This is a genomic window from Gorillibacterium massiliense (assembly GCF_000455485.1).
Lineage (GTDB): Bacteria > Bacillota > Bacilli > Paenibacillales > NBRC-103111 > Gorillibacterium > Gorillibacterium massiliense.
In genome coordinates this window covers 1-25,753 of record NZ_CBQR020000139.1, presented here as the reverse complement: position 1 = coordinate 25,753, position 25,753 = coordinate 1, and the positions used below count along the sequence as shown (strand labels likewise).

General features: G+C 53.3%; 25 protein-coding genes and 1 tRNA gene. 2 read left to right on the top strand and 24 right to left on the bottom strand.

Annotation, left to right across the window (positions count from 1 at the left end; genetic code table 11):
* Positions 1-193: 193 nt before the first annotated feature.
* The 6 genes from eno to TJ79_RS17980 form a co-directional block, all read right to left on the bottom strand.
* Positions 194-1,483 carry a phosphopyruvate hydratase gene (eno, locus tag TJ79_RS18005; protein WP_040951731.1) on the bottom strand — a complete coding sequence of 430 codons (1,290 nt, stop codon included), beginning with the start codon at positions 1,481-1,483 and terminating at the stop codon, positions 194-196.
* A gap of 67 nt (positions 1,484-1,550) precedes the next feature.
* Positions 1,551-3,095, bottom strand: a complete 1,545-nt coding sequence (gene gpmI / locus TJ79_RS18000; protein WP_040951730.1) for a 2,3-bisphosphoglycerate-independent phosphoglycerate mutase — start codon at positions 3,093-3,095, stop codon at positions 1,551-1,553.
* 1 nt (position 3,096) lies between these two features.
* Positions 3,097-3,849: a triose-phosphate isomerase gene (gene tpiA / locus TJ79_RS17995; RefSeq protein ID WP_040951729.1), complete on the bottom strand. Its 753-nt coding sequence runs from the start codon at positions 3,847-3,849 to the stop codon at positions 3,097-3,099.
* A gap of 190 nt (positions 3,850-4,039) precedes the next feature.
* A complete protein-coding gene (locus TJ79_RS17990; protein WP_040951728.1) occupies positions 4,040-5,224 on the bottom strand; it encodes a phosphoglycerate kinase in 1,185 nt (394 codons plus the stop codon).
* A gap of 123 nt (positions 5,225-5,347) precedes the next feature.
* Entirely contained in the window at positions 5,348-6,355 is a 1,008-nt protein-coding gene (gene gap / locus TJ79_RS17985) for a type I glyceraldehyde-3-phosphate dehydrogenase (protein ID WP_040951727.1), read from the bottom strand.
* A gap of 152 nt (positions 6,356-6,507) precedes the next feature.
* On the bottom strand, positions 6,508-7,527 hold the full coding sequence (locus tag TJ79_RS17980) for a sugar-binding transcriptional regulator (RefSeq protein ID WP_040951726.1): 1,020 nt from the start codon (positions 7,525-7,527) through the stop codon (positions 6,508-6,510).
* Between the two features lie 338 nt (positions 7,528-7,865).
* Between TJ79_RS17980 and TJ79_RS17975 the strand changes: the two genes are divergently transcribed.
* Together TJ79_RS17975 and clpP are read left to right on the top strand one after the other, a co-directional pair.
* Positions 7,866-7,940: transfer RNA gene (locus TJ79_RS17975), tRNA-Arg, on the top strand.
* Positions 7,941-8,110: 170 nt separating this feature from the next.
* Complete coding sequence (clpP, locus tag TJ79_RS17970) at positions 8,111-8,692, top strand: ATP-dependent Clp endopeptidase proteolytic subunit ClpP (protein WP_040951725.1); 582 nt, start codon at positions 8,111-8,113, stop codon at positions 8,690-8,692.
* A gap of 126 nt (positions 8,693-8,818) precedes the next feature.
* Here clpP and TJ79_RS17965 read toward each other — a convergent pair whose 3' ends face one another.
* The 18 genes from TJ79_RS17965 to TJ79_RS17880 form a co-directional block, all read right to left on the bottom strand.
* Positions 8,819-9,757, bottom strand: coding sequence for an ABC transporter permease (locus tag TJ79_RS17965; protein WP_052339727.1), 939 nt, complete (start codon positions 9,755-9,757; stop codon positions 8,819-8,821).
* Complete coding sequence (locus TJ79_RS17960) at positions 9,750-10,673, bottom strand: ABC transporter ATP-binding protein (protein WP_040951724.1); 924 nt, start codon at positions 10,671-10,673, stop codon at positions 9,750-9,752. Before TJ79_RS17960 ends, TJ79_RS17965 begins: the two co-directional genes overlap by 8 nt.
* Positions 10,674-10,954: 281 nt before the next feature.
* Positions 10,955-11,224: an HPr family phosphocarrier protein gene (locus TJ79_RS17955; RefSeq protein ID WP_040951723.1), complete on the bottom strand. Its 270-nt coding sequence runs from the start codon at positions 11,222-11,224 to the stop codon at positions 10,955-10,957.
* Between the two features lie 140 nt (positions 11,225-11,364).
* Entirely contained in the window at positions 11,365-12,297 is a 933-nt protein-coding gene (whiA, locus tag TJ79_RS17950) for a DNA-binding protein WhiA (protein ID WP_040951759.1), read from the bottom strand.
* Between the two features lie 5 nt (positions 12,298-12,302).
* A complete protein-coding gene (locus tag TJ79_RS17945; RefSeq protein ID WP_040951722.1) occupies positions 12,303-13,283 on the bottom strand; it encodes a gluconeogenesis factor YvcK family protein in 981 nt (326 codons plus the stop codon).
* A gap of 147 nt (positions 13,284-13,430) precedes the next feature.
* Positions 13,431-14,318 (bottom strand): RNase adapter RapZ, encoded by an 888-nt coding sequence (gene rapZ / locus TJ79_RS17940; RefSeq protein ID WP_040951721.1) that lies wholly within the window; start codon positions 14,316-14,318, stop codon positions 13,431-13,433.
* A gap of 41 nt (positions 14,319-14,359) precedes the next feature.
* A complete protein-coding gene (locus TJ79_RS17935) occupies positions 14,360-15,310 on the bottom strand; it encodes an ROK family glucokinase (protein WP_040951720.1) in 951 nt (316 codons plus the stop codon).
* A gap of 187 nt (positions 15,311-15,497) precedes the next feature.
* Positions 15,498-16,445, bottom strand: a complete 948-nt coding sequence (gene trxB, locus TJ79_RS17930) for a thioredoxin-disulfide reductase (protein ID WP_040951719.1) — start codon at positions 16,443-16,445, stop codon at positions 15,498-15,500.
* Positions 16,446-16,490: 45 nt separating this feature from the next.
* Positions 16,491-18,242, bottom strand: coding sequence for a tetratricopeptide repeat protein (locus TJ79_RS17925; RefSeq protein WP_052339719.1), 1,752 nt, complete (start codon positions 18,240-18,242; stop codon positions 16,491-16,493).
* A 204-nt stretch (positions 18,243-18,446) separates the two neighbouring features.
* Positions 18,447-19,397 carry a ribose-phosphate diphosphokinase gene (locus TJ79_RS17920; RefSeq protein ID WP_040951718.1) on the bottom strand — a complete coding sequence of 317 codons (951 nt, stop codon included), beginning with the start codon at positions 19,395-19,397 and terminating at the stop codon, positions 18,447-18,449.
* A 249-nt stretch (positions 19,398-19,646) separates the two neighbouring features.
* Entirely contained in the window at positions 19,647-20,378 is a 732-nt protein-coding gene (gene hisIE, locus TJ79_RS17915) for a bifunctional phosphoribosyl-AMP cyclohydrolase/phosphoribosyl-ATP diphosphatase HisIE (RefSeq protein ID WP_052339726.1), read from the bottom strand.
* 41 nt (positions 20,379-20,419) lie between these two features.
* Complete coding sequence (gene hisF / locus TJ79_RS17910; RefSeq protein WP_040951717.1) at positions 20,420-21,178, bottom strand: imidazole glycerol phosphate synthase subunit HisF; 759 nt, start codon at positions 21,176-21,178, stop codon at positions 20,420-20,422.
* 119 nt (positions 21,179-21,297) lie between these two features.
* The gene (gene hisA, locus TJ79_RS17905) at positions 21,298-22,029 is read right to left on the bottom strand and encodes a 1-(5-phosphoribosyl)-5-[(5-phosphoribosylamino)methylideneamino]imidazole-4-carboxamide isomerase (RefSeq protein ID WP_040951716.1); all 732 of its coding nucleotides are present in this window, start codon (positions 22,027-22,029) and stop codon (positions 21,298-21,300) included.
* 56 nt (positions 22,030-22,085) lie between these two features.
* Positions 22,086-22,703, bottom strand: coding sequence for an imidazole glycerol phosphate synthase subunit HisH (gene hisH, locus TJ79_RS17900; protein WP_040951715.1), 618 nt, complete (start codon positions 22,701-22,703; stop codon positions 22,086-22,088).
* 1 nt (position 22,704) lies between these two features.
* Positions 22,705-23,319, bottom strand: coding sequence for an imidazoleglycerol-phosphate dehydratase HisB (gene hisB / locus TJ79_RS17895; RefSeq protein WP_040951714.1), 615 nt, complete (start codon positions 23,317-23,319; stop codon positions 22,705-22,707).
* Entirely contained in the window at positions 23,316-24,605 is a 1,290-nt protein-coding gene (hisD, locus tag TJ79_RS17890; protein ID WP_040951713.1) for a histidinol dehydrogenase, read from the bottom strand. The genes hisB and hisD overlap by 4 nt, the downstream gene beginning before the upstream one ends.
* 76 nt (positions 24,606-24,681) lie before the next feature.
* Positions 24,682-25,317 (bottom strand): ATP phosphoribosyltransferase, encoded by a 636-nt coding sequence (gene hisG, locus TJ79_RS17885; protein ID WP_040951712.1) that lies wholly within the window; start codon positions 25,315-25,317, stop codon positions 24,682-24,684.
* The coding region (locus tag TJ79_RS17880) for an ATP phosphoribosyltransferase regulatory subunit (RefSeq protein WP_040951711.1) at positions 25,310-25,753 on the bottom strand (444 nt) is incomplete at its 5' end. The genes TJ79_RS17880 and hisG, both read right to left, overlap by 8 nt.

The window sequence follows — 25,753 nt, the reverse complement described above, 5'->3', positions numbered from 1 at the left end:
TCTTTCTTCCCCTAAAACCCTCTATACCCTTTACGTTTCCGCCCTACGCGGGTTCCATCCCTTTCACTATATCACTCCTGTCAAAAGAGAAAAAAGCCGCCAAGGAGGCGGCAATCCGGCAAATGCGGATCAACGTTCTCTCTTGGCGGCTTTAGCACGATAGCAGGCCCGATCGGTGCCCGACTAACGCAACTTATTTGAATTTCTTCAGGTTGTAGAAGGCTTGCTTGCCGGCATATTGGGAAACCGGAAGTTGGTCTTCGATGCGGAGCAATTGGTTGTACTTGGCAACGCGGTCCGTACGGGACGGAGCACCGGTTTTGATTTGGCCGGCGTTGGTTGCTACAACGATGTCGGCGATGGTGCTGTCTTCGCTTTCGCCGGAACGGTGGGAAACAACGGCGGTGTAGCCGGCGCGTTTCGCCATTTCGATGGCGTCGAAGGTTTCGGTCAAGGTACCGATTTGGTTAACTTTAACTAGAATGGAGTTGGCGATGTTTTCGTCGATGCCCTTGGACAAACGGGTGGTGTTGGTAACGAACAGGTCGTCGCCTACCAGTTGAACTTTGTTGCCCAGTTTCTCGGTCAGCAGTTTCCAACCTTCCCAGTCGTCTTCGGAGCAAGCATCTTCGATGGTGATGATCGGGTATTTGTCTACCCAACCAGCCAACAAGTCAACGAATTCAGCGGAAGTGTAGGATTTGCCTTCGCCTTCCAGGTGGTACTTGCCGTCTTTGAAGAACTCGGTGGACGCTACGTCCATGCCCAAGAATACTTCTTCGCCCGGTTTGTAGCCTGCTTTTTCGATAGCGGTGATGATGGTGGAAAGAGCTTCTTCGTTGGAGCCCAGGTTCGGAGCAAAGCCGCCTTCGTCGCCTACTGCCGTGTTCAAGCCTTTAGCTTTCAGTACGGATTTCAGGCTGTGGAAGATTTCAGCGCCCATGCGCAGAGCTTCTTTGAAGGAAGGAGCGCCTACCGGCAGAACCATGAATTCTTGTACGTCGACGTTGTTGTCAGCGTGTGCGCCGCCGTTTACGATGTTCATCATCGGAACCGGCAAGGTTTTGGCGTTGAAGCCGCCCAGGTAGGTGTACAGCGGTACATCGAGAGCTTCAGCAGCTGCGCGAGCTACAGCCATGGAAACGGCGAGGATCGCGTTAGCGCCCAGCTTGGCTTTGTTCGGCGTGCCGTCCAGCTCGATCATGCGGGTATCGATGGCAACTTGGTCCAGCGCATCGAGGCCGATGATTTCCGGGGCAATGATTTCGTTTACGTTGGCAACGGCTTTCAGTACGCCTTTGCCCAGGTAACGGGATTTGTCTTCGTCGCGAAGCTCAACAGCTTCGTGAGCGCCGGTGGATGCGCCAGATGGAACGATAGCGCGGCCGCGGGCTCCGGATTCCAGGTAAACTTCAACTTCCACGGTAGGATTACCGCGGGAGTCCAGCACTTCGCGTGCGTAAACGTCAGAAATGATCGTCATGGATTAACACTCCTTAATGGTTTTGGGCTCATATGAGCCGGTTCATGTATGGGTCTTGCAGTTAACACTATTTGCGGGAAGCGATCATCGACTTGCCAGTCATGGAAGCCGGTTTCTCGATTTCCAACAGGTCCAGCAAGGTCGGAGCAACATCCGCCAAAATACCGTGTTCCCGAACGGTTACGTTGTGGGAAGTTACGATAAACGGAACCGGTTGGGTCGTGTGAGCGGTGAACGGACGGTCTTCTTCGTCGCGGACGATATCCGCGTTGCCGTGGTCGGCGATGATAACGGCTACGCCGCCTTTTGCCGTGATGGCGTCCACCAGCTTGCCGAGGCATTCGTCGACAGTTTCCACCGCTTTGATGGTGGGTTCCATCAGGCCCGAGTGGCCGACCATGTCCGGATTGGCAAAGTTCAAAATAATCGCATCATATTTGTCGTCGGCGATTTGCTTAAGCGTCGAATCCGTCAGCTCATAAGCGCTCATTTCCGGCTTCAAATCATAGGTGGCAACCTTCGGCGAAGGGATCAAAATCCGTTCTTCGCCTGGATTCGGCTCTTCCCTGCCGCCATTGAAGAAGAAGGTAACGTGCGGATACTTTTCCGTTTCCGCCGTACGCAGCTGCTTCAGGTTGTGGGCAGCCAGCACTTCACCCAAGGTATTGTCGATATCCTTCGGCGGATAAGCAACCAAACCTTTAACCGTTTCGCTGTATGTGGTCAAGCAGACGAAGTTGAGGTTAAGCGGATATTTGGCTCCGCGGTCAAAGCCGCTGAACTCGTCGTTGGTGAAGGCTTGGGACAGTTGAATGGCACGGTCCGGACGGAAGTTGAAGAAAATGATCGAATCTCCCGGATCCACCGTTGCCGTCGGATTGCCCTGCGCATCGGTAATGACCGTCGGAATGACGAATTCGTCGAATACCGAGTTGGCGTAGGAATTCACAACAGCCGTCATGGCATCATTGTTTTGCACGCCTTCGCCGTAAACCATGGCGCGGTAAGCTTTTTCCACCCGATCCCAACGTTTGTCGCGATCCATAGCATAGTAGCGGCCGCTTACCGTTGCGATTTTGCCGACGCCAATTTCCTTGATTTTCTCTTCCAGTTGGGCTACATAAGTTTTCGCGCTGTCAGGAGCAACGTCTCGTCCATCCAAAAAAGGATGTACATAGGTTTCCGTTACGCCTTCCAACTTCGCCATCTCCAGAAGAGCAAACAGGTGGTTGATGTGGCTGTGCACGCCGCCGTCGGACAACAGGCCGAGGAGATGCACTTTTTTGCCGGCAGCTTTCGCTTTGCGGAAGGCTCCCGTCAGGTACTCGTTTTGGAAAAAGTCGCGATCGCGAATGGACTTGGTGATCATCGTCAGGTCCTGATACACGATCCGGCCGGAACCGATGTTCAGGTGACCCACTTCCGAGTTGCCCATTTGTCCATCCGGCAAACCTACGGCTTCACCGCTTGCAGAAAGCGTGCTGTTCGGGTATTCAGCCAAAAACTTGTCGATATTCGGCTTCTTGGCTGCGGCAACGGCGTTGCCTTGGGTTTGATCCCGCAGGCCGAATCCGTCCAAAATGATCAATGCGACTGGTTTAGGTCTGGACATATTACTTTGCCCCCTCGACCAATTGGATGTAGGAAGCCGGTTCGAGGCTGGCTCCGCCTACCAATGCGCCGTCAATGTCGGACATGCCCATGTATTCCTTGACATTGGCCGGTTTTACGCTGCCGCCGTATTGGATACGAATGGCTGCCGCGGTTTCCGCGCCGAACAGATCGGCGATCAGGCTGCGTATGTAGCTGATCACTTCATTGGCATCCTCCGAGGTAGAGGATTTTCCGGTGCCAATGGCCCAAATCGGTTCATAGGCGATTACCGTTTCCGCAGCCTGTTCCTTGGTCAAGCCGGCAAAAGCGGCTTCCGTTTGCACTTTGCAAACGTCCTTGGTACGTCCTGCTTCACGCTCTTCCAGCTTCTCGCCGACACATACGATCGGAACGAGATTGTACTTGAAGGCGGCTTTGATCTTCTTGTTGACGGTTTCGTCCGTTTCGGCAAAATACTCTCTTCTTTCCGAGTGGCCGATAATGACGTAATCCACGCCGATTTCCTTCAGCATTTCACCGCTGATTTCACCTGTATACGCGCCGTTGTCCGCCCAGTGCAGATTTTGCGCGCCTACTTTGATCGTGGTTCCTTTAAAAGCTTCCACTAACGTGGACAATGCGGTAAAAGGTGCGCAAACGACGCTTTCCACGCCATCCACTTCCGCTTTTCCTTTTACTTCTGCAGCAAAGGCAGCAGCTTCATTCACGGTTTTAAACATCTTCCAGTTGCCGGCAATAATCGGTTTTCTCAACGTGATCCTGCTCCTTTCACAAGCCAAACCCAGCCAAGGATAAACGGCTACCACCGCCCTACCAGGACGAGTGCGCTTACCGTAGCGGAATAAGGCTTATTGTGCCAAACTTACAAACTCTTATGAAGTATCTAAAATCTCTCCAACCTATCCCATTATACCGTTCTCTCTATTTAAAAGCTTGCTTGTTTTACTTGTCGTTCAGGGCTACAACGCCGGGGAGAGCTTTGCCTTCCATGAATTCCAGGGAAGCGCCGCCGCCAGTGGAGATGTGGTCCATTTGCTCTTTCATGTCGAACTTCTCAACAGCTGCCGCAGAGTCGCCGCCGCCGATAACGGTGTAGCCAGCCGTTGCTGCGCAAGCATCCGCTACCGCTTTGGTGCCGCCCATGAACTTATCCATTTCGAACACGCCCATCGGGCCGTTCCAAACAACAAGCTTGGAGTTCTTGATCGCTTCGGCAAAAATCTTTTGGGTTTCCGGTCCGATATCGAGACCTTGCCAACCTGCCGGAATTTCTTTGACGGAGACCGTCTTCGTATTGGCTTCGTTGCTGAAGCTGTCAGCCGCGATAATATCCACTGGAAGCAGGAAGTTCACGCCTTTAGCTTTCGCTTTTTCGATGAATTCCTTCGCCAGATCGATCTTCTCGTTGTCGACGATGGAATTACCGATCTCGTAGCCTTGAGCCTTCAGGAAGGTGTAGGCCAGACCGCCGCCGATAATGATGTTGTCGGCCAGCTTGATCAGGTTTTCGATGACGTCGATTTTGTCTTTCACCTTGGCGCCGCCGATGATAGCGGTGAAAGGACGTTCCGGATTGCTCAGGGCGTTGCCGAGAACGCGCAGTTCTTTTTCCATCAAAAGACCGGAAACAGCCGGCAGGTAGTGGGCAATGCCTTCGGTTGAAGAGTGGGCACGGTGTGCTGCGCCAAAAGCATCGTTGACGAACAGATCAGCCAGTTCGGCGAATTGCTTAGCCAACTCAGGATCGTTCTTTTCTTCGCCTTTGTGGAAGCGGACGTTTTCGAGCACGAGAACATCGCCGTTTTTCATTTCAGCGATTTGTGCCTTTACGGCGTCGCCTACGGACTCGCTTGCTTTAGCAACAGGCTTGCCGAGAAGCTCGGACAGGCGGTCAGCTGCGGGAGCGAGACGCATGCTTTCGTTTACTTCGCCTTTCGGACGGCCCAGATGGCTGGCCAGGATAACCTTCGCACCTTGCTCGATCAAATATTTGATCGTCGGCAGCGTTTCAGTAATCCGGGTGTCATCGGTAATTTTGCCGTTTTCCAGCGGCACGTTGAAGTCTACGCGCACAAAAACGCGTTTGCCGGCCAAGTCGGCTACATCGCGAATACTTTTCTTATTCATTCCCTGGTACCTCCACGACTCGAATAGTGAAGCCCTGTACAGCGCGTTACACCCCGACGCATTTAGAAGAGCGGAAACAACCGAGTCTGTTTCCGCTCCCGTACTATGCGCGATATGAACGAATTACTTAGCCAGTTTTGCGAAGTATTCCAAGGTGCGAACCAATTGAGCGGTGTAGGACATTTCGTTATCGTACCAAGCAACGGTCTTAACCAATTGTTTGTCGCCAACGGTCAGTACTTTGGTTTGAGTTGCGTCGAACAAGGAACCGAAAGTGCTGCCCTTGATATCGGACGAAACGATTTCGTCTTCGGTGTAGCCGTAAGATTCGTTAGCAGCTGCTTTCATAGCTGCGTTGACTTCTTCAGCCGTTACTTTCTTATCGAGAACCGTTACCAGCTCGGTCAAGGAACCGGTAGCAACCGGTACGCGTTGAGCGGCGCCGTCGAGTTTGCCCTTCAGTGCAGGGATAACAAGGCCGATGGCTTTAGCAGCACCGGTGGTGTTCGGGATGATGTTTTCAGCAGCAGCGCGAGCACGACGGAAGTCGCCTTTGCGGTGCGGAGCGTCCAAGGTGTTTTGGTCGCCGGTGTAAGCATGGATGGTGGTCATCAAGCCGGAAGCGATACCGAACTTGTCGTTCAGGACTTTTGCCATCGGAGCCAGGCAGTTGGTGGTGCAGGAAGCGCCGGAAATAACGGTTTCGGTACCTTCGAGGATTTCATGGTTGGTGTTGTAAACAACGGTTTTAACTTCGCCAGTAGCCGGAGCGGAGATTACGACTTTCTTGGCGCCGCCTTGCAAGTGTTGTTCAGCAGCTTCTTGGCTTACGAAGAAACCAGTGCACTCCAGAACGATGTCAACGCCGAGCTCGCCCCAAGGCAGTTCAGCAGGTTTTGCGTTAGCCAGAACTTTAACTTCCTTGCCGTTTACTTTGAAGTAACCGTCGTGAACTTCTACATCACCTTGGAAGGTGCCTTGAGTGGTATCATATTTCAACAGATGAGCCAGCATTTTTGCGTCCGTCAAATCGTTGATTGCTACAACTTCGATGCCCTCTACGTTTTGAATACGACGGAAAGCAAGTCTTCCGATCCGTCCAAATCCGTTAATGCCTACTTTTACTGACATGTTTAATTCCTCCTAATAGGTATTATGGTGTGGCCTATTTATCTCAAGACGGGAAACCCGTCAAGAAAACGCGCATATGCCGCAAATAAGGACGTTTTGTGTCTACATAGACTGTCCAAAATCATTATTACCCGAAAACCCTCGGGAAACAACTAATCTTGCAAAATTTTCTTAGCAGCGCCTTCGTCGGTCACCAGGATACTTTCGCATCCGTACCGTAATACTGATGCAATGCTTTCTCCTTTGCTGCTCCCGCCGGCTACAGCGATGACTTTTTCCGCATTCTGGAGATCCTCCAGTTTCAAGCCGACAGTAGGCATTCGATTCACGACTACACCGTTTCTGTCAAAATAGTAACCAAACGCCTCGCCTAAAGCTCCTTCTTCCAGTAGAGCTTGCACCAGTTCGGGAGACGCTTTGCGCCTTTTGGCCATAACTTTAGCTTCCCCAATACCGTGAACGACGATTCGCGCGCTGCGGATGACCTGAACAACCTCTTGAATGTTCGGTTCTTGCAAGAGGGTTTGATAGGCTTCTTCTCCCAGATGATCCGGCACATGCAGCATCCGGTGCTGGCCTCCGGTTTTCTTCGCCATGACGGAAGCGACCGTATTAGCCTGATATTCGACGCTTTCCCCAAGTCCGCCGCGAGCCGGAACAAAAATGCTGCCTTTCAATGCGGTCGAGGAGGCAAGCTGCTGCGCCACTTCGTAGATGGTAGACCCTCCGGATACGGCAACGACCGTTTCCTTCTGCACGGATTTGCGCAGCGCAAGGGCTGCCATCCGTCCTAGCTCCTGCTTGACGTAAGACGACTCGTCAGAGTCCCCGTGAACCACGATGACCTGGCCAATGCCGAAGCGCTGGCGCAGTTGCTCTTCGTAGCGGGCTAATCCCGTCATCTCTTTCATCATCGGCTCCATCTCGTCGAGAAGCTTCTTCCCCGCTGGCGTCATCTTAATGCCGAAGCTTTCCACTTCCAGCAGGCCTTGTTCTTTGAGGAAATCCACTTCCGCCCGGAGAACCCGTTCTGTCATATGCAAAGAGGCTGCCAGGGTTCTTCTGCCGACGACGCGATATGCCATGACATGATGCAGGATTTGATAACGTTTCTTGATGATGTCTAGAACATCAGGCAAAAGCTGCTTTTGAAGATCCAGAACCGCCTTCATCTTACCACTCCTGCCCTGAAAAGCGGAACCCATTCTGTTTCTACGATGGACTCAAAACGTCCCGGTGTAACAAATTGCGTCCCACTATGGGTAAAAAATTTTATCTCCTGACCTTATTGTAACGGATGCGGAATTGCATTTCAAGTTTTACCAGCCCCGTTTTCGCGTTAAGTTTTTGTGAAAGGCAAGAGGGTACCGTTTGATTCAACCAGCCCTTGCAACAGTGGCAAGTAAAATTTTTACAGACAAATCAGCTCTTGCTTTTTCCTCTCCCGTGTCCTATAATACTATTTGCTTGCTTCTTTTAAGACCCCATGAAAGTGAGCAAAATCATATGTGCGCCCGTGGTCCAATGGATATGACGTAGGCCTCCGGAGCCTGAGATCGAGGTTCGATCCCTCGCGGGCGCGCCATAATATTACTAGCAGAATGAACGCCATGTAGGGCGTTTTTTTTATTGCACTTCAAGGGCTTGAAAGTGACTTTTACTAATTGTTTGACCTTCTTTGACTTTTCCGTTTGTTTTCGCTATGATGGGGGTAGAATGAAAGAAAGATATCCACATTCCAAGGAGGAAGCCATTATGAGTTTTATTCCCATGGTTGTCGAACCGGATGCACGGGGAGAGCGCGCCTATGATATTTACTCCCGGCTCTTGAAGGACCGGATCATCTTCCTGGGCACTCCGATCAACGATGCGGTGGCCAATGCCATCATCGCGCAAATGCTGTTCCTGAGCGCTCAAGATCCAGAGAAAGACATCAACCTTTACATCAACAGCCCCGGGGGCTCTGTTTCGGCCGGTATGGCGATTTTCGATACAATGCAGTTCATCAAGCCGGACGTCTCGACAATCTGCGTCGGCATGGCTGCTTCGATGGGCGCCGTCCTGCTAACTGCCGGAGCCAAGGGCAAACGCCTGGCGCTGCCGAACAGCGAAGTGATGATCCACCAGCCGCTAGGCGGGGCTGAAGGTCAGGCAAGCGATATCGAGATTCGCGCCAAACATATCATCAAGACGCGGGAGAAGCTGAACGGCATCCTCGCCGAGCGCAGCGGCCAGCCGTTGGAACGCATCGAAAAGGATACCGACCGCGACTATTTCATGACTGCGGATGAAGCGGCAGCTTACGGCCTCATCGACCGCGTAATCACCAACCTCTAATTGCAGATTCAACACTTGGCTTCATCTGGCCAGTTGCCTGAAATGGAATGAACCCACCAAAAAGACCTGCAAGCTTCGAATGAAGCATGCAGGTCTTTTGTTTTATGCAGCCGTTAACGATTAACCTTATGCCGCCACGTCACGTTTGTTGAATATCGTCCAAGACAGGAGATTCATCAGGACGAAGTACACAACCAATACCGCAATGGAAAAGCCCATCGTCATGCCTGCCTGCAGTGGAGTTCCGCCGTCCAGATATACGCTAAGATCCGTATTGGCAAACAAGTAATAACGGAACCACTCATATCTGCCCAGCAATGCGACAAGGATTTGGTTGATAAAGAGTAAACCAACCGACAAGCCGATGGCAAAAGAGCTGCTGCGGAACACCGTGGAAATCATAAACGCCACCGTGACCAGCATGATCAAACTGACGCAGTTCAACCCATATTCGGCCAGCGCATGGACCAGCATGCTCCGTTCCACTACTTGCCCGCCGGACACCGCTAAAAAGGGCGCCCCCGAAGCTCCGAAGCCAAAGAATATCCCCGCGACGATAAAGCTGCCTGCAAATAATACAATCAGCATCGTCAAGCTGAATAGCAGCACCGAAAGGTATTTGGAAAGCAATATTTTCGAGCGGACAGAGGGACGGATCAAGAGCAGCTTGATGGTACCTGTCGAAAATTCACCGGCGACAATATCCGCTGCCACAATACTCGTCAAAATGGCGATGAAAATGACCATTTGGGCCATATCCAAGACGCTTCCCCACAAATCCTTATCCGGTGGTGCGATATTATGCTCCAACCGGTAATTGTTGATCAAGATATGCTTATTGTAGTAATCCTTCTGTCTTTGGGTTGAGTTCTCGTCTTTGACCCACTCCTGATAGCTGGTCGTCTGCTGCTGTACCGTTTGCTGCCAGGTTGTATTCTCCCTCGGCTTATCGAATTTGATCAAGGCCAACAAACCGACGATGATAACAAGCAGCAAGCCATACATCACCCAGGTACGGGGACGGCGGTATTGCTTTTGAACTTCGTTTTTCATCAGATTAAGCAATTTGATCACTCCCCGTCATTTCCAGGAATTTGTCTTCTAAGGTTTTTGTCAGGGGGCGAATGCCATATATCTTTACGCCTGCCTGAACCAAGAGCACATTCGCTTCCGCTATCTGCTCCCGAACGGCAACGAGTTCAATTCCCCCGTTTACAGCTGCAGCCTGCAGGTCGCTTCCTGACAGCGCAGCCAGCGCCCGCTCAACCGAATCCACTTCGAAGCTGACCCGCCCGGCTTCCCCTTCTCCAGTGGAAACAAAATCCTTGATCAGCCTGACGTCCACCAGCTTCCCGTTCTGAATAATCCCGATGCGGTCACACATCAGTTCCATCTCGGAAAGCAGGTGGCTGGAAACGACCACTGAGATATTCTCTTTCTGAGCCAGCTCCCGTAAATAGTCTCTCAGCTCGCGAATGCCCGCCGGATCGAGACCGTTGGTCGGCTCATCCAGAATAAGCAGAGATGGACGGTGCAGCAGCGCCTGGGCCACGCCAAGACGTTGGCGCATACCGAGGGAGTATTTTTTCACCTTCTCATGAATCCGGTTTTCCAGCCCGACGAGATGAATCACTTCCTGGATCCGTTCCGGCGTCACTCCTTTGGACATACGCGCGAAATGAATCAAATTCTGATACCCCGTCAGATACTTGTACATCTCCGGATTTTCCACGATGGCCCCTACGTGCTTGATCGCCTTCTCAAAATCCTTCGTAATACTGTGGCCCTCAATGAGCACATCCCCCGATGTGATCCGCATCAGCCCCACCATCATCCGGATCGTCGTGGTTTTCCCCGCCCCGTTAGGGCCGAGAAATCCGAACACTTCTCCTTTCGGAACCTCGAAGCTCAAATCATGGATGATCGTTTTTTTACCGATTTTTTTGGTGACCTTAATCAACTGTACCGTTGGCTTCTCCAAGCCGCTTCCCCCCCTGATTCGTTCCTTAAGTCTCTCATCTCCAAGTTCTGCCCTTGATTGTACCGAAAAATACAAATCCCGCCCATCGGCCTAAGTCGTACCGGAACCCCGACCAAAGTCGGGGCAACCGCCACACTTCCATACTGACAGCAACCGAAAGACGAAAGTTGCATGATCCAAAAAAATAAACCTTCAGCTATTCCGTCAAGCGGATAGTAAAGGTTTATTTTGCAGGTAAAAAAGGAAAGATCCATGCCCCCGTTGGCAGGCTGACAATCATGCTATTGGTTCTCCAGCTCTTCCTTGCTAACTAAAGCGACTAAAGCGGTTACAGCTTGATCCGCATCCGCACCGTCCGCACTAATAAAAACTTCCGTTCCGGAGCTGATCGCCAAACTCATAATGCCCATAATACTTTTGGCATTTACCTTCTTTTCATCCTTTTCCACGAAGATCTCCGAAGAGAACTTATTCGCTTCCTGAACGAAAAGAGCAGCCGGTCTTGCATGCAGGCCGGTTTTCAACCGAACCACAACGGGACGTTTCGACATATAACCTTACCCCCAATGCCCGAATTTATATGTAAAGGTCTTCTCTTAACAACGTTTACAAAAGACTACTGTTCATTATAACATTTTTTCCATAACAGCACTATATCAAACTGAATTTCCGTTCTACGCAAGGATTACCGCTAACGAGCACCCCGCAGCTTCTCCGCCATCTCATCGATTTTACGCAGCCGGTGGTTGACTCCGGACTTGCTGACGTTGCCCTTCAGCATCTCGCCAACTTCCTTCAAATTAATATCCGGGTGCTTTAAACGGATTTCCGCTACCTCCCGAAGCTTGTCCGGAAGGCTGGCGAGCCCAACTTCACGCTCCAATAATCGAATATTCTCGATCTGCCGTACAGCGGCGCCGATGGTTTTATTTAAATTCGCCGTCTCGCAATTGACGATCCGGTTGACGGAATTGCGCATGTCCTTCATGATCCGCACATCCTCAAAGCGCAAAAGCGCCTGATGCGCCCCAATGAGACTGAGAAAATCGATGATTTTCTCGCCTTCCTTCAAGTAAAACACATAACCCTTTTTCCGCTCAATAAAACGGGCGTTCAAATCAAATTTATTCGCTAGATCAACCAAGGCTCGGCAGTGTTCTTCATACATCGAGGCAATTTCCAGATGATACGATGATCCCTCCGGGTTGTTGACCGAGCCTCCTGCGAGAAAAGCACCCCGCAAATAAGCCCGCTTACAGCAACTGTTGCGAATAATCTTCTTATCAATGCCCGGAGTAAACTGAAACCCTTCCGAAACAATGCAAAGCTCCGACAAAATTTCCTGCACTTGCAATGGAACACGGACCATATAAATGTTGTTCTTTTTCAGCCGCATTTTTTTGCGAACCAACAACTCGGTGTGAACTTGAAAAAGCCGTTTCAAGAGCAGGTAGATGCGCCGCGCAATAGCGGCATTTTCCGTCGATATGTCAAGGATGACGCGTCCGCCGGAAATCTGAACTGATCCGTTCATCCGAATGAGGGATGAAAGCTCCGCCCTGGCGCAGCAATCGTCGTTTTCCAGCAGGGTCAGCTCTTTTTTCGTTTGGGCTGCAAAAGACACTACGCTCATCCCTTTCGGTTCATCCAGCTTTCCACCAGCTGATAGATGTGCTGGCTCAGCTTTTCGGCATCATGCCGCAGAAACGTGCGGAACAGCACCAGTTCATCGGCGATGACCTGATAGCCGTAACGAGTAACCTCGTCTTCATCCAGTTCCACCGCATGAGCTCCCTCTTCTGCATACTTTTGCCGTACCGGTTCGGGAATATCGCCGTTATTGACAATTACATAATCAAAAAGATGACAGCCAATGTGATCGTAAACCGCCTTCAAATGATCGCTGACGGTGTACTCGTCGGTCTCTCCAGGCTGAGTCATGACGTTGCAAACAAAAATCTTCAGCGCATCGGATTCGATGACGGCTTTGGCAATGTCCTTTACTTGCAAATTTGGCAGGATACTCGTGTACAAGCTGCCCGGACCGATCAAGATGGCATCCGCCTGCCGTAGCGCCTCGATAGCCTCCGGCAAAGGAGCCACATCCTCCGGTTCGATGAAAACCCGGTTAATGCGACCGCCCGCTTTCGGGATCTTCGACTCCCCGATGACGATAGAGCCGTCCTGCATCTCCGCCTTCAGCACGATGGGAATGCCCGCTGCCGGAAGCACTTGGCCCCGTACAGCCAAAACCCGGCTTAATTCCCGCACCCCAGAAACAAAGTCCCCGCTAATCTCGCTAAGTGCTGCCAGAATCAGGTTGCCCAAGGGATGCCCGGCTAATCCGTTTCCATTTTTAAACCGGTATTGCAGCAGTTGGGAGAGCACCGGCTCCGTATCCGCCAATGCGGTCAACACGTTGCGGATATCACCTGGAGGGGGAATCTGCATTTCATCCCGAAGCACGCCGGAGCTTCCACCGTCATCGGCAACCGTTACGATTGCGGTAATATCCAGCGCCTTTTCTTTAAGTCCCCGCAGCATAACCGAGAGCCCTGTGCCTCCGCCGATTACAACAATCCGCGGCAGGTCTCTGCCGACTGGCTTCATGCCAATCCCTCCTTGATACATCATAAAGATAAACGGCGACGCCGTCCCTAAAAGACGGGCGACGTTTACTGTAACGGAATCAGGCTACTTATAGTGACAAACCTATAAATTCTGATGTAGCAAGTGAACGACGGCTTTGCCGTCTCTTTACTTCTTGTCGCGGTCAGCATCGCGGTGGCTGACGCGCACCCGTTCCGTTTCGCTGGCGCCGATAATTTTGCCCAAGTATTCGGCGACGGCGACAGACCGGTGCTTGCCTCCCGTACAACCAATACCGACCACAACCTGGCTCTTGCCTTCTTTTTTGTACTGAGGGATCAGAAATTGCAGCAAATCAAGAAGCTTCACCAAAAACTCCTGAGTCTCCGTCCATTTCATCACATAATCGTACACTTCCGCGTCTTGCCCGGTTAGCGGGCGCAGATTCTCCACGTAATGGGGATTCGGCAGGAAGCGAACGTCAAAGATCAAATCCGCATCAATCGGAATGCCGTATTTGAACCCAAAGGAAACGACGTTGAGGACAAGACCTTCGTCACCGTGTCCGGTAAACCGGTTGACGATGGTTTCTTTCAACTGGACCGGCTTCAGGTTGCTCGTATCAATGACCTGATTAGCCATACCCTTCAGCTCCTCCAGAAGCTTGCGCTCCTGGTGAATGCCCTCGAGAGGCACGCCACTGGGAGCAAGGGGATGGCGTCTGCGGCTTTCTTTATACCGCTGCACCAGCACCGAGTCCGTAGCGTCGAGGAACAGAATTTCGTAGGTCAGGGTATAGTTATCCTTCATGCTATGAAGAGATTCCGATAACGACACAAAAAATTCCCGGCCGCGCAAATCGATCACAAGAGCGACTTTGCCGATTTTTCCGCTGGACTGCTCAATTAATTCCGCGAATTTTGGAATCAAAACAGGAGGCAGATTATCGACGCAAAAAAACCCCAAATCCTCAAGGCTCTGAACCGCTATGGTCTTCCCGGCTCCCGACATGCCCGTTATAATGACCAGCTTGGCCGGCGCTTTGCGTTCTTCCATACCGATTCCTCCCCAAACACTAGACATATAGCGGCATAAACTTAACGGCTAAGGTTAAGACCGGCGGCGCCTACAACTCCTGCGTCATTGCCCAAGGTAGCCGGTACAATATCGACTCCTTCTTGGACTTGTTCTTGCGTATATTTTTTGAAAATTTCACGAATCGGATTAAACAGGATATCTCCCGCTTTCGAAACGCCCCCGCCGATAATAAACCGCTGCGGGTTGAGAATGACAGCCAGAGTCGCCATGGATCGGCCCAAATAATAAGCCGCGCGGTTCACGATGCGCAGAGCGACTTCGTCCCCGGCTTTGGCTGCATCAAATACATCCTTCGCAGCAAGGGTATGGATCGTGCTAAGGGAGGTTTTATCGCCGCGTTCCACCGCATCTCTTGCCGCACGGACAATGCCGGTCGCCGAGGAGACGGTTTCCAGACAGCCGAATTGGCCGCAACCGCACTGGATCGCTTCCAAATCGGGAACGATAGACATATGGCCGAGCTCGCCAGCCATGCCAAAGGAACCTTGATAGATTTTGCCGCCGATAATGATTCCACCGCCAACGCCAGTTCCGAGGGTATAGCAGATCACGTTAGGAATGCCTGCGCCAGCTCCGCTCCAAGCTTCGCCCAAAGCAGCCACATTGGCATCATTATCTATCGTTACGACTTTGCCCAGCTTCTCCTCCAATACTTTCTTGACCGGCACATTGCGCCAGCCCAGATTAGGAGAAAGCTTGACGATGCCTTCGGGAATGTCTAAAAATCCAGCGAGACCTGCTCCAACGCCGGCTACCTGCTCCCATTCGAAGGGGGATTCCTCGACGACTTTGCGAGCGTATTGGGCAATTCGCTCAATTACCGCATCGGCTCCGCCTTCTGCTCCGGTAGGACCTTCATAGGTTTGCAGAAGCTTGCCGGATTCGCCGCAAATTCCGACTTTAATGGCCGTTCCACCCAGATCGACACCGACATAAATCTTATCTGACATGAAAATGTCACCTCATTGATATTTTTACTTCAAGTCCTTTCCCAACTATAAGGCAACCGCTTAGTCAGGTCAAGAAAACCTTCCGTGGCAAGCCTTCCCGGGTTTTAAGGGGTTTGGAAAGAAAAAAAAGAAAAGAACCGCGGGATCAGCCGGGTTCCTTCTTACGTTTCATCCATTATAAGGAACTTTAGAGAATGTGGCTCCAGTCGTTAACCATCTCGCCCTCAAGGAACTTCTCGCAGTCGAGAGCCGCCATGCAGCCGCTGCCCGCAGCGGTAATGGCTTGCCGATACCGGTGATCCTGTACGTCTCCGCAAGCGAATATGCCCGGAATATTGGTGCGGGTCGTACCCGGAGAGACTTGCAAGTAGCCTTGTTCGTCCACCTTCAGTTGACCTTCCAGAAAACCTGTATTGGGCTTATGGCCGATGGCTACGAAAACACCGTCAGTTTCCAGCAGTTCCTCTTCACCGGTCTCATTGTTCCGCACTTTGAGGGCTGTGACGCCCTTCTCCCCGGAAACCACCTCAAGCGGCGTGCGGTTCAGACTCCATGCCACCTTCGGGTTTTGACGCGCCCGATCCTGCATGATCTTCGATGCACGCAGCTCGCTGCGGCGGTTAACGATCCGCACTTCGGAAGCAAAACGGGTAAGGAAGTGGCCTTCCTCCATGGCCGAGTCACCGCCGCCGATGACGATGATCTTTTTCCCGCGGAAAAAGAATCCGTCGCAAGTGGCGCAAGTGCTTACCCCCCGGCCGATGCTTTCCCTCTCGCCGGGAATGCCCAGCAGCTTGGCCGAAGCGCCTGTAGAGATGATCAGCGTCTCCGCTTCCAACTCCGTCCCGTTTTCAAGGGTCAGCTTAAACGGACGTTTTGACGTGTCCACTTTCGTCACCCAGCTGGTCTTGAACGCTGCGCCGAAACGTTCCGCTTGCTGGCGCATATTTGCCATTAGCTCCGGGCCCATAATTCCCTCAGGAAAACCCGGAAAGTTTTCGATTTCGGTGGTGGTGGTGAGTTGCCCACCTGGTTCCGGACCTTCAATAACAAGGGGATTCAGATTGGCACGCGCTAAGTAAATGGCAGCCGTCAGACCGGACGGCCCTGTTCCTACGACAATCGTTTTGTACATAACTTAATCCTCCTTGGATTCAAGTATGCCCCGCACTGGATATCTTCAAAGCAAACCTAGAATGCCGCTGCCCAAAGAACGGTCTTGGTCTTCCTCTTCCGCTCTTCTCTGCAGTCCGCAAGTTTCGTCGATGCGCTTGGCGTTGCGGCTCACGGTTGCTGCCGAAATCCCGTAACGGAGGGCGATCTCCTCGCAGCTGACACTTTTTCTATGCATTTTCGCCGTCAAATATTCCAGCGATGCGGCCCAGCTTTCCACTTTGCCGATTCTCGGCTTGCTCGGATGCAGTTGGGTAAGATAATCCACCCATAGGGTTTCCAAATCAAACTGCTGAAGGAGATCATAACTCCGCCGCATGTGCTGCATCGCCAGCTCCAGCACCGTCTGCCACTCCGTTTCCCAAACGGGAAGCCCCGGAGTATACGGAACGGCCGGAACCATCTGGGCGACGCCGTTCAGTACAATCTCCAGCGGCTCGCCGGCGCCCATGCCCCGCAGAACGAAAAGTGCGATACGCTTTAAATAGTCGCTCTCTTCCTTATTCAAGAGAAGCTCCCGCAGTGCTTCTTCCGCCTCTTGGTCGGCAATAGCTGACAAAGCCTGGATGACCTGCAGCTTCGTATGAAGATCGCCATGGCGCAGCGCCCAGAAAAAGGAGGACCGCACCAACGGATCGTTTTTCATGCTCAGGCTGAACAGATCGCGATTTTTTTCATAGAATCGAAATTGCTCTTCAAAAGGTAAATGATAATGATAGCTTAAGAAAACCCCCGCAGTCTGCTCGCTGTCCAAAAGGTTCAGGAAAAAGCGGGCGATCTCCGGCTTGGCGTCCAGCTTCTCCGCCTGCTTCCACAGCTTCCGCGCCTCCGGGAAACGGCCCGTGTTGAACGAAGCTACTGCAGCATAGTGATAGAGTCCCGTATCGTAATGATCTTCTCCCGACAAAAGGAGGCGCTTGAACTGCCGGTACGCCGCTTCATGATCCCCGAGAATGCCCATGGTGGTCGCGAGTTTGAACAGATTGTCCGAATGATAGGGATAGGTTTTCTGCAAAAGTTCAAGCATCTCTTCCAGACGCTCGGCGTCTCCGGCCTGTTGATAGAAAATAGCCCGATTGCAAAGGGCATGAATATTACCCGGCTCGCGGTTCAGCACTTCCTGGACGGTGTCCATCGCTTTTTCAAAAAGACCCATGTAGTAATAAGCCAACGCTAGATTGTTGCGGGCAGCCAGAAAATCCGGGTGGCTCGCTACGATGCGCTCCAAATTGCGGCACGCTTCGGAAAAACGCCCTTCCTCCAACTGCTGCCGGGCTTTGTCATGCTCGAAGAAACCGGCTCTCGATTTGACGAAGGTGATAGGAATGTCGCGGCCCAGCTCGTAGCTGAGCAGCTCGATCATCTCTTCCGCTTCCGCCAGATAATGCCCTTCGGTGTCGGTCTCCAGATAAAGCAAAACCGCCCGCTCCGCTGATTCGAAATCGTCCATGTTGGCGTAATTATTGGACAGGTAAAAATAACATTCGGTCATCGTCGGGTCGATGTCCTCCAGGATTTGCCGCAGCACTTCGTTAGAAGCGCCATAGTTGCCCATTTCCGACAAGACCCCCGCTAAATTGCAAAAATTGACCGGGTTGTTTGGTTCGTATTCTGCAGCCTTGCGAAAATATTTCAGCGCTTTGTCATATTGGCACCTGTCCAAGGAACGAACCGCGCGCTCGAAAAAGAACGTGGCATCGATCGGTAAAGGTATGACATTAGGTTGCTTGCGTCCGGCCAACGTCTTTTTCTTCTCCATACAAAAAAGCACCCCTTAAAAACGTTAACGCCCCTTGTGAAAATAAACGGCTGACGCTGCCCCCTATAGACACGCGCCGTTTACCGTTATGGAATCAGACTTACTAATGCTTCAGGCGAATTCGCCGATTTTTCATACATTCGCTGATGCTGCGCTAGCGGCATGTATGTCTGATATAGCAAGAAAGCGATCGTTCAATAAATTTTAGACTCCGCCGTATTTGAACAGGGAACTGATGGAACCGCCGTCCACGACGATGTTGATGGCATTGGCTAACAGCGGCGCAACAGAGATGACCTTGAAGCGCGACGCATGATCTTCCGGAATGGCGATGGTATCGGTAATGACAACCTCCTTGATGCTGGGGTGGTCAAGCCGCTCCAAAGCCGGGCCGGAGAAAACAGGGTGAGTGGCGCAGACGTATACGTCGTGAGCGCCCCGTTCCTTCAGCCCTTCGACAACGTTGACAATAGTCGTACCGGTGTCGATCAGATCCTCGATGATGATCGGCGTATGTCCTTCCACCTCGCCGATGACATGGGTAATAACCGATTCGTTATGGGCAGGACGCTTTTTGATCATCATGGCAAAAGGCGCATTCAAGATATTGGCCAAACGTTCCGCTGTGGTAGCCCGTCCGGCGTCTGGAGAGACGACGATAGGGTTCACGATGTTTTTCTTGCGGATGTAATCGCTGACCAGATCAAGGGCGGTCAAATGATCCACCGGAATGTTGAAGAAACCTTGAATCGCGTTGGCGTGCAGATCGATGGTAATGACCCGGTCGGCTCCGACGGTGGTGAGAACGTCCGCAACCATTTTCGCGGAAATCGGTTCCCGTGGCGCTGCCTTTCTTTCTTGACGGGCATACCCGTAATAAGGCACAACCAGATTCACCGTGCGCGCTGACGCCCGTTTAGCGGCATCAATCATAACAAGCAATTCGACAAAATGCTCGTTAATCGGATGCGAGAAGGTCTGCACGAGAAATACGTCGCAATTTCTTACCGACTCTTCATACAGGCAATACAACTCGCCGCTTTTGAAACGGGACAGCTTGGTCTTTCCAAGGGGAACGCCCAGTACCCGGGAAATCTGCTCCGCCAGTTTCGGATTCGAAGATCCGGAAAAAATCTTCAACCTGTTGCCACTCATGATAAACCTCCTAAAAGTTTAGCTTGCTCAATTCACGTATCCGGTGCAAACTCCCGATAAACACGTTCTAAGTTTAAACAAAAAACATCGATTGTGGACTAGTGTTGCCGGAATGTCGTTAAGTTTTCACAAGTTTCCGAGTATCATTATACCTGTTTCGTCCTTTTTTTCAAAAGGAATGAATAGGTTTTTGCGAGATATCGTCAAAAAAAGAAAACAGCGCCCGCAAAATGTGAGCGCTAGTCCACTTTATTTGTTATGGCGAAGGTGCAGTTCCTGCAAAATGTCGTCCAAAGGCAGCTTGGAACTGCGCAGCAGCACCATCAGGTGGAAGAGGAGATCGGAGGCTTCGCCTCGCAATTCCTCGTTGTCGCCGTTTTTGGCGGCGATGATCACCTCGGAGGTTTCTTCGCCGATCTTTTTGAGGATCTTGTCCAACCCTTTTTCAAAAAGATAGGTAGTGTATGACCCTTCCGGCCGTTCGGCGTCCCGTCTCGCGATGATGCTCTCCAGCTCCGACAGAATGTGGAAGCGGCTGCTCCCGCTCGTGGAAGGGAAATCCGCTGCGGCTGTCGCGGATGTGGTTGGCTCCAGCTGATCGGCCGGTGTGGAAGATTCCGCTTCTGAAAGGGCGACAGACTCGGTAAAACAGGTATACGTTCCGTTGTGGCAAGCCGGACCGTAGGGAATGACCGTTACGAGCAAGGTATCGGCATCGCAATCGTAGGAGAGTGCGCGTACCTTTTGAATATTGCCGGAGGTTGCCCCCTTGTGCCACAGTTCGCCCCGGGAACGGCTCCAAAACCAGGTTTCACCCGATTCTACAGTCAGCCGAAGCGACTCCAGGTTCATATAGGCGAGCATGAGCACGTCCTTGCTGACGGCGTCCTGCACGATGGCCGGCGCCAGGCCCTTCTCGTCCCAGCGGATGCGTTCCGCCGCTTGTTCCAGTGGAATGAAGGCAGTCTGCTCCTCCGATATGGTTTCCCGGTTGCGGATGGTAAAACTGCTGGTGTGCTGGGTCATCGGATTTCTACTCCTTTCATCCGCAAGTCCTCTTTTACCTCGCGAATGGTTAGTTCCTTATAATGAAAGATAGATGCCGCCAAGCCTGCGTCTGCGCGGCCGTCCTTGAATACGTCATAAAAATGCGCGGCCTTGCCCGCTCCGCCGGATGCGATGACGGGAATGCCCACGCGATCGGAAATGGCCTGGGTCAGCTTGATGTCGAAGCCGTCTTTCGTGCCGTCGGCATCCATACTGGTCAGCAGCAGCTCACCGGCGCCCAAGCGCTCCGCTTCAGCCGCCCATTCCAGCGCCTTCCGTCCCGTAGGAGTGCGTCCGCCGTGGATGTATACTTCCCACTCGCCCCATGCTTCATTGTATTTGGCGTCAATGGCCACCACAATGCATTGGGAGCCGAATTTGAGCGCTCCTTCGGATATCAACTCGGGATTTTTGACAGCCGCGGTGTTGATGCCGGTCTTGTCGGCTCCCGCCCGGAGCAAGCGTTTCATGTCGTCCACGCTGGAAATGCCCCCGCCGACTGTGAAAGGGATGGTAATCTCACCGGCGGTTCTGCGGACGACCTCTTCCATGGTAGCACGGCCTTCGTAGGATGCGGATATATCGAGAAACACCAGCTCGTCGGCACCTTCCCGGTCGTAAACGGCGGCCAACTCTACCGGATCCCCGGCATCCCGCAAATTCACGAAGTTGACTCCTTTGACTACCCGGCCATTGTGTACGTCCAGGCAGGGAATGATTCGTTTCGCCAGCATGGCGACACCTCCTCTTTGATGCGTTGATTCACGGCTTATTAGCTTATCGCACTGCATTTTCTGCAGCATAATGGAGCGATTGCGGGCAAATCTGCCCAAAGGCTGCGCTGACGATAGAGTCAGCCCCGCAAACGACGGTGCGCTTCGGCCAGCTCGATGCCGCCGGTGTATAGCGCCTTGCCGACGATGGCGCCGGATACGCCGGCGCCTTCGTGCTGCGCCAGAGCCGCGAGGTCCTCGTAGCGGCTCACGCCGCCCGAGGCGATGACCGAGCGGCCGCTGGCCTTGGCCAGGCGGGCGATGGCTTCGACGTTCGGCCCCGACATCATCCCGTCCCGGGAGATGTCGGTGAAGATAAACGTCGATGCGCCGTAGCCCGCCAGCTCGGCGGCCAGCTCCTCGGCCATCACCTCGGAGGTCTCGAGCCAGCCGCGGGTTGCCACGCGGCCGTCTCGCGCGTCGATGCCGATGGCCACCCGATCGCCGTAATCGCTCAGCACCTGCTGAACGAAGGGGCGATCCTCGATGGCCGCGGTGCCCAGGATGACGCGCTGAACCCCGAGCGTGAGCAGCAGTTCCACGTCGGCGCGGGTGCGCAAGCCCCCGCCTGCCTGTACCGGCACGCTCACGCTGGAAGCGATGGCGCCGATCAGCTCATGGTTGACGGGTTGGCCGGCTTTGGCGCCGTCCAGATCAACCAGGTGAATCCATTCGGCGCCCTGCTCCGCCCAAGCCCGCGCAGCCGCCAGCGGGCTTTCGTGGTAAACCGTCTCCTGATTGTAATCCCCCTGAATCAGGCGGACACATTTTCCTCCGCGTATATCAATCGCGGGATATATCGTAAACGCCATAGCTTATTTGCCTCCTAAACATCTTAACCGTTTTTCGCCCTTACTGGCCGCCGATTTCATCCACGAACCCCGGCACTGCACAACTGAAGATAGTTATCCAACAGCTTCATGCCCACTTCGCCGCTTTTTTCCGGGTGGAACTGCATGCCGTACAAGTTGCCCCGGCCGACAATGGCCGTCACCGGCTGGTAATAATCCGTCGTCGCCAGCAAATCGCCGGAGTTGTCCGGCAGTGCATGGTACGAGTGCACGAAGTAGACGTGCCCTTCCTCCAAATCCCGAAATAAGGGGCTTTGCTGGGTAAAGCTCAACCGATTCCAGCCCATATGGGGAACCTTGTAATCCCCTTGGAAGCGGACAACTTTGCCGGGTAGCAGATTCAAACCTTCGTGCTGACCATGCTCCTCGCTCTCCGTAAACAACAGCTGCATGCCGAGGCAAATGCCGAGCAGCGGCTTGCCTGCGGCTGCGTAACGCAGCACCGCGTCCTTCATGCCCGTTTCCCGCAGCTGCACCATGGCGTCGCCGAATGCGCCGACTCCCGGAAGGATCGCGCCGTCCGCCGCCATCAAGGTCGCTTCATCGGCGGTCACCACCGCCTCATAACCAAGCCGCTCAACGGCTTTGGAGACGCTGTGCAAATTGCCCATGCCGTAATCGATGATCACGATCATGCTACAGCACCCCCTTGGTGGAAGGAACCCCCTGCACCCGGGGATCGATGGAGGTCGCTTCGTCAAGAGCGCGACCGAGGGCTTTAAACACCGCTTCGATCATGTGATGGGTGTTCTGTCCGTAATGGACGATGACATGCAGCGTTATACGTGCTTCCAGCGCCAGCTTCCACAAAAACTCGTGAACCAGCTCCGTCGAGAAGCTGCCTACTTGAGCGGATGGATACTGGGCTCGGTATTCAAAATGTGGCCGATTGCTCAGGTCGATCACCACCTGCGCCAGAGCCTCGTCCATCGGGACGAATACGCTGGCGTAGCGCTTGATGCCTTTTTTATCGCCCAATGCCTGCAAAATCGTCTGCCCCAAGCAGATGCCGATATCTTCAACGGTGTGGTGATCGTCGATGTGGACGTCCCCCTCCGCCTTCAGCTTCAGATCGAACTGACCGTGCTTCGCGAACAAATCCAGCATGTGGTTCATAAACGGTACATCCGTTTCCAGTTCCACGACTCCCGATCCATCCAGGCCAAAATCCAGCTCGATATCCGTCTCGTTGGTTTTCCGGGCTACTGCCGCCCGCCGTCCGGTTAAATCCCGTCCTGTTTCGCTACTCATCCTTTCGCTCCTCCTTCCTTCTCCAAACGAATGCTGATCGCCCGTGCATGGGCATCCAACCCTTCACGCTTCGCAAATGTCACGATCTTTTCGCCGTTTGCCAGAAGTGCCTCTTTGCTATAGTGAATGATGCTCGATTTCTTGATAAAGTCGTCCACCGACAACGGAGACGAGAACCGTGCCGTGCCGTTGGTGGGAAGGACATGGTTCGGTCCGGCAAAATAGTCCCCTACCGGCTCCGAGCTGTAGGCCCCAAGGAAAATCGCTCCTGCGTTTTCGATAAGCCCTAGCAGTCCGAAGGGTTCAGCTGTGACGACTTCCAAATGTTCCGGCGCCAACCGGTTAACCACTTGGATACCCTCCATCAGATCGGCAACCAACACGATCGCCCCGTAGTCGCGGATCGATGCAGCGGCGATGTCCCGGCGAGGCAACACAGCTAGCTGGCGCTCCACTTCCGCTTCCACCTTCTCCGCCAGCTCACGGCTCGGCGTCACGAGAATAGCGGAAGCCATCTCGTCGTGCTCCGCTTGGGACAGCAGGTCGGCAGCGATATATGAGGCATCGGCGGTATCATCGGCCAGCACGACGATCTCGCTGGGACCGGCGATGCTGTCGATATCTACCAGACCATAGACGTTCCGCTTGGCCAAAGCTACATAGATATTGCCAGGTCCGACGATTTTGTCTACTCGGGGAATGGATTCCGTACCGTAGGCCAGCGCCGCCACCGCCTGGGCTCCGCCGACCCGGTAAATCTCCGTGATGCCACATTCCGCGGCAGCGGCAAGAACGTAAGGATTAACCCCTTCGCCTCCGCTGGTGGAAGGCGGTGTGACCATAACAATCTCTTGCACCCCCGCTACTTGTGCGGGAATGGCGTTCATCAGAACCGAAGAGGGGTAAGCGGCTTTGCCGCCCGGAACGTAAAGCCCCACCCTTTTCAGCGGGCGGATAGATTGCCCGAGCATGGTGCCGTCCGGCTGCAGGTCAATCCAGGAGTTCCGCTTTTGTTTTTCATGAAATGATCGGATATTGGCGGCAGCATCCCGCAGAGCAGCCAAAAAACTATCCTCCACCTGCCCCCGGGCCGCTTCAATCTCTTCCTGCCCGATCTTCAGTTCTGTAAGTTTTACCCGGTCAAACTTTTCCGTATAGGCGATAACCGCCGCGTCGCCTTCCCGGCGCACGGCGTCGATCACTTCTTTTACTGTCCGTTCCTGTTCCGCCGTCCCGCTGTCGACTTGCCGCTCGAGGGTAAACTCCTCAGGCTGTACGATGCGCATCTCCGGTTCCCCCTTTTCAACACGTTTCGTTTACTCCTTACTATCTATCAAACAACCGCTACCCCTAGGCAGTCGCCTACTTGGACGTTTCCAAAACCACGCTTTGCAGCCGGTCGCACAATTGCTGAATCTCTTCTCCCCGCATCCGGAAGCTGACCCGGTTGGCGATAAGCCGGCTGGTGATGGGAACGATGGCTTCCAGTTCCACCAGACCGTTTTCCACAAGGGTCCGACCCGTCTCCACCATATCCACAATCCGCTCCGCCAGTCCGATCAAAGGCGCCAGCTCGATGGAGCCGTTCAGCTTGATCACTTCCACCTGCTGCCCCCGCTCCCGAAAATACTGGGATGCCACCCGGGGATACTTCGTTGCCACTCGGGGATTGAGCTCCGGTTTGTAGTCCGGCAACCCGATCACCGACATGCGGCAGCGGGCGATACCCAAATCCAGCAGTTCGTAGACGTCGCGGTTTTCTTCCAGCAAAATGTCCTTGCCGACAATGCCGATATCCGCCGCCCCGTATTCCACGTAAGTCGGCACATCCACCGGTTTTGCCATAATGAATTCCAAGCCCGCTTCCGGAACGGGAATAATCAGCTTGCGGGATTCCTCCAGATCACTGGGAACCGGGTAGCCGGCTTGCTGAAAAAGCTTGGCGGCGGACTTATGAATCCGCCCTTTGGGCATCGCTACCTTCAATAGATCAGCCACGTACGCTCTCCCTCCGATCTTTTCCGATAAACCGCCGAATTTCACGGCATTGCGGCTCCCCTACCTCATTGGCCAAAGTAGAAGCAACCGAGTCCGTAGGGACCATCCCGTCTTTCGGGCCATTCTCTGCAACTAAGCGGGTTTCCACGATCCGTCCTTCACCGCGCAACCGGCTTGCCTCTCTCAGGGCTTCCGCACGGCCAGCCGCGTCATAAAGCATGAGAACCGGTGCACTGCCTTTATTTTCTCCCGCTGCCACGATATCGAGGATGCGGTTTGTCTTCAGAGCGAAGCCGGTAGCCGGAGCAGGTCTCCCGAATTGCTTCAGCAGGTTGTCATAACGCCCGCCGCTGACGACGGGGAATCCGAGGCCATTGGCATAGCCTTCGAAGGTCATCCCCGTATAATAAGTAAAATCGCCGATCATCGTCAGATC

Bases quoted from the DNA above. Each gene is read 5' to 3' on its own strand.
- eno (WP_040951731.1), bottom strand. From the start codon at position 1,483: ATGACGATCATTTCTGACGTTTACGCACGCGAAGTGCTGGACTCCCGC.
- gpmI (WP_040951730.1), bottom strand. From the start codon at position 3,095: ATGTCCAGACCTAAACCAGTCGCATTGATCATTTTGGACGGATTCGGC.
- TJ79_RS17990 (WP_040951728.1), bottom strand. From the start codon at position 5,224: ATGAATAAGAAAAGTATTCGCGATGTAGCCGACTTGGCCGGCAAACGC.
- gap (WP_040951727.1), bottom strand. From the start codon at position 6,355: ATGTCAGTAAAAGTAGGCATTAACGGATTTGGACGGATCGGAAGACTT.
- TJ79_RS17980 (WP_040951726.1), bottom strand. From the start codon at position 7,527: ATGAAGGCGGTTCTGGATCTTCAAAAGCAGCTTTTGCCTGATGTTCTA.
- clpP (WP_040951725.1), top strand. From the start codon at position 8,111: ATGAGTTTTATTCCCATGGTTGTCGAACCGGATGCACGGGGAGAGCGC.
- TJ79_RS17955 (WP_040951723.1), bottom strand. From the start codon at position 11,224: ATGTCGAAACGTCCCGTTGTGGTTCGGTTGAAAACCGGCCTGCATGCA.
- TJ79_RS17945 (WP_040951722.1), bottom strand. From the start codon at position 13,283: ATGAAGCCAGTCGGCAGAGACCTGCCGCGGATTGTTGTAATCGGCGGA.
- rapZ (WP_040951721.1), bottom strand. From the start codon at position 14,318: ATGGAAGAACGCAAAGCGCCGGCCAAGCTGGTCATTATAACGGGCATG.
- TJ79_RS17935 (WP_040951720.1), bottom strand. From the start codon at position 15,310: ATGTCAGATAAGATTTATGTCGGTGTCGATCTGGGTGGAACGGCCATT.
- trxB (WP_040951719.1), bottom strand. From the start codon at position 16,445: ATGTACAAAACGATTGTCGTAGGAACAGGGCCGTCCGGTCTGACGGCT.
- TJ79_RS17925 (WP_052339719.1), bottom strand. From the start codon at position 18,242: ATGGAGAAGAAAAAGACGTTGGCCGGACGCAAGCAACCTAATGTCATA.
- TJ79_RS17920 (WP_040951718.1), bottom strand. From the start codon at position 19,397: ATGAGTGGCAACAGGTTGAAGATTTTTTCCGGATCTTCGAATCCGAAA.
- hisF (WP_040951717.1), bottom strand. From the start codon at position 21,178: ATGCTGGCGAAACGAATCATTCCCTGCCTGGACGTACACAATGGCCGG.
- hisA (WP_040951716.1), bottom strand. From the start codon at position 22,029: ATGGCGTTTACGATATATCCCGCGATTGATATACGCGGAGGAAAATGT.
- hisH (WP_040951715.1), bottom strand. From the start codon at position 22,703: ATGATCGTGATCATCGATTACGGCATGGGCAATTTGCACAGCGTCTCC.
- hisB (WP_040951714.1), bottom strand. From the start codon at position 23,319: ATGAGTAGCGAAACAGGACGGGATTTAACCGGACGGCGGGCGGCAGTA.
- hisD (WP_040951713.1), bottom strand. From the start codon at position 24,605: ATGCGCATCGTACAGCCTGAGGAGTTTACCCTCGAGCGGCAAGTCGAC.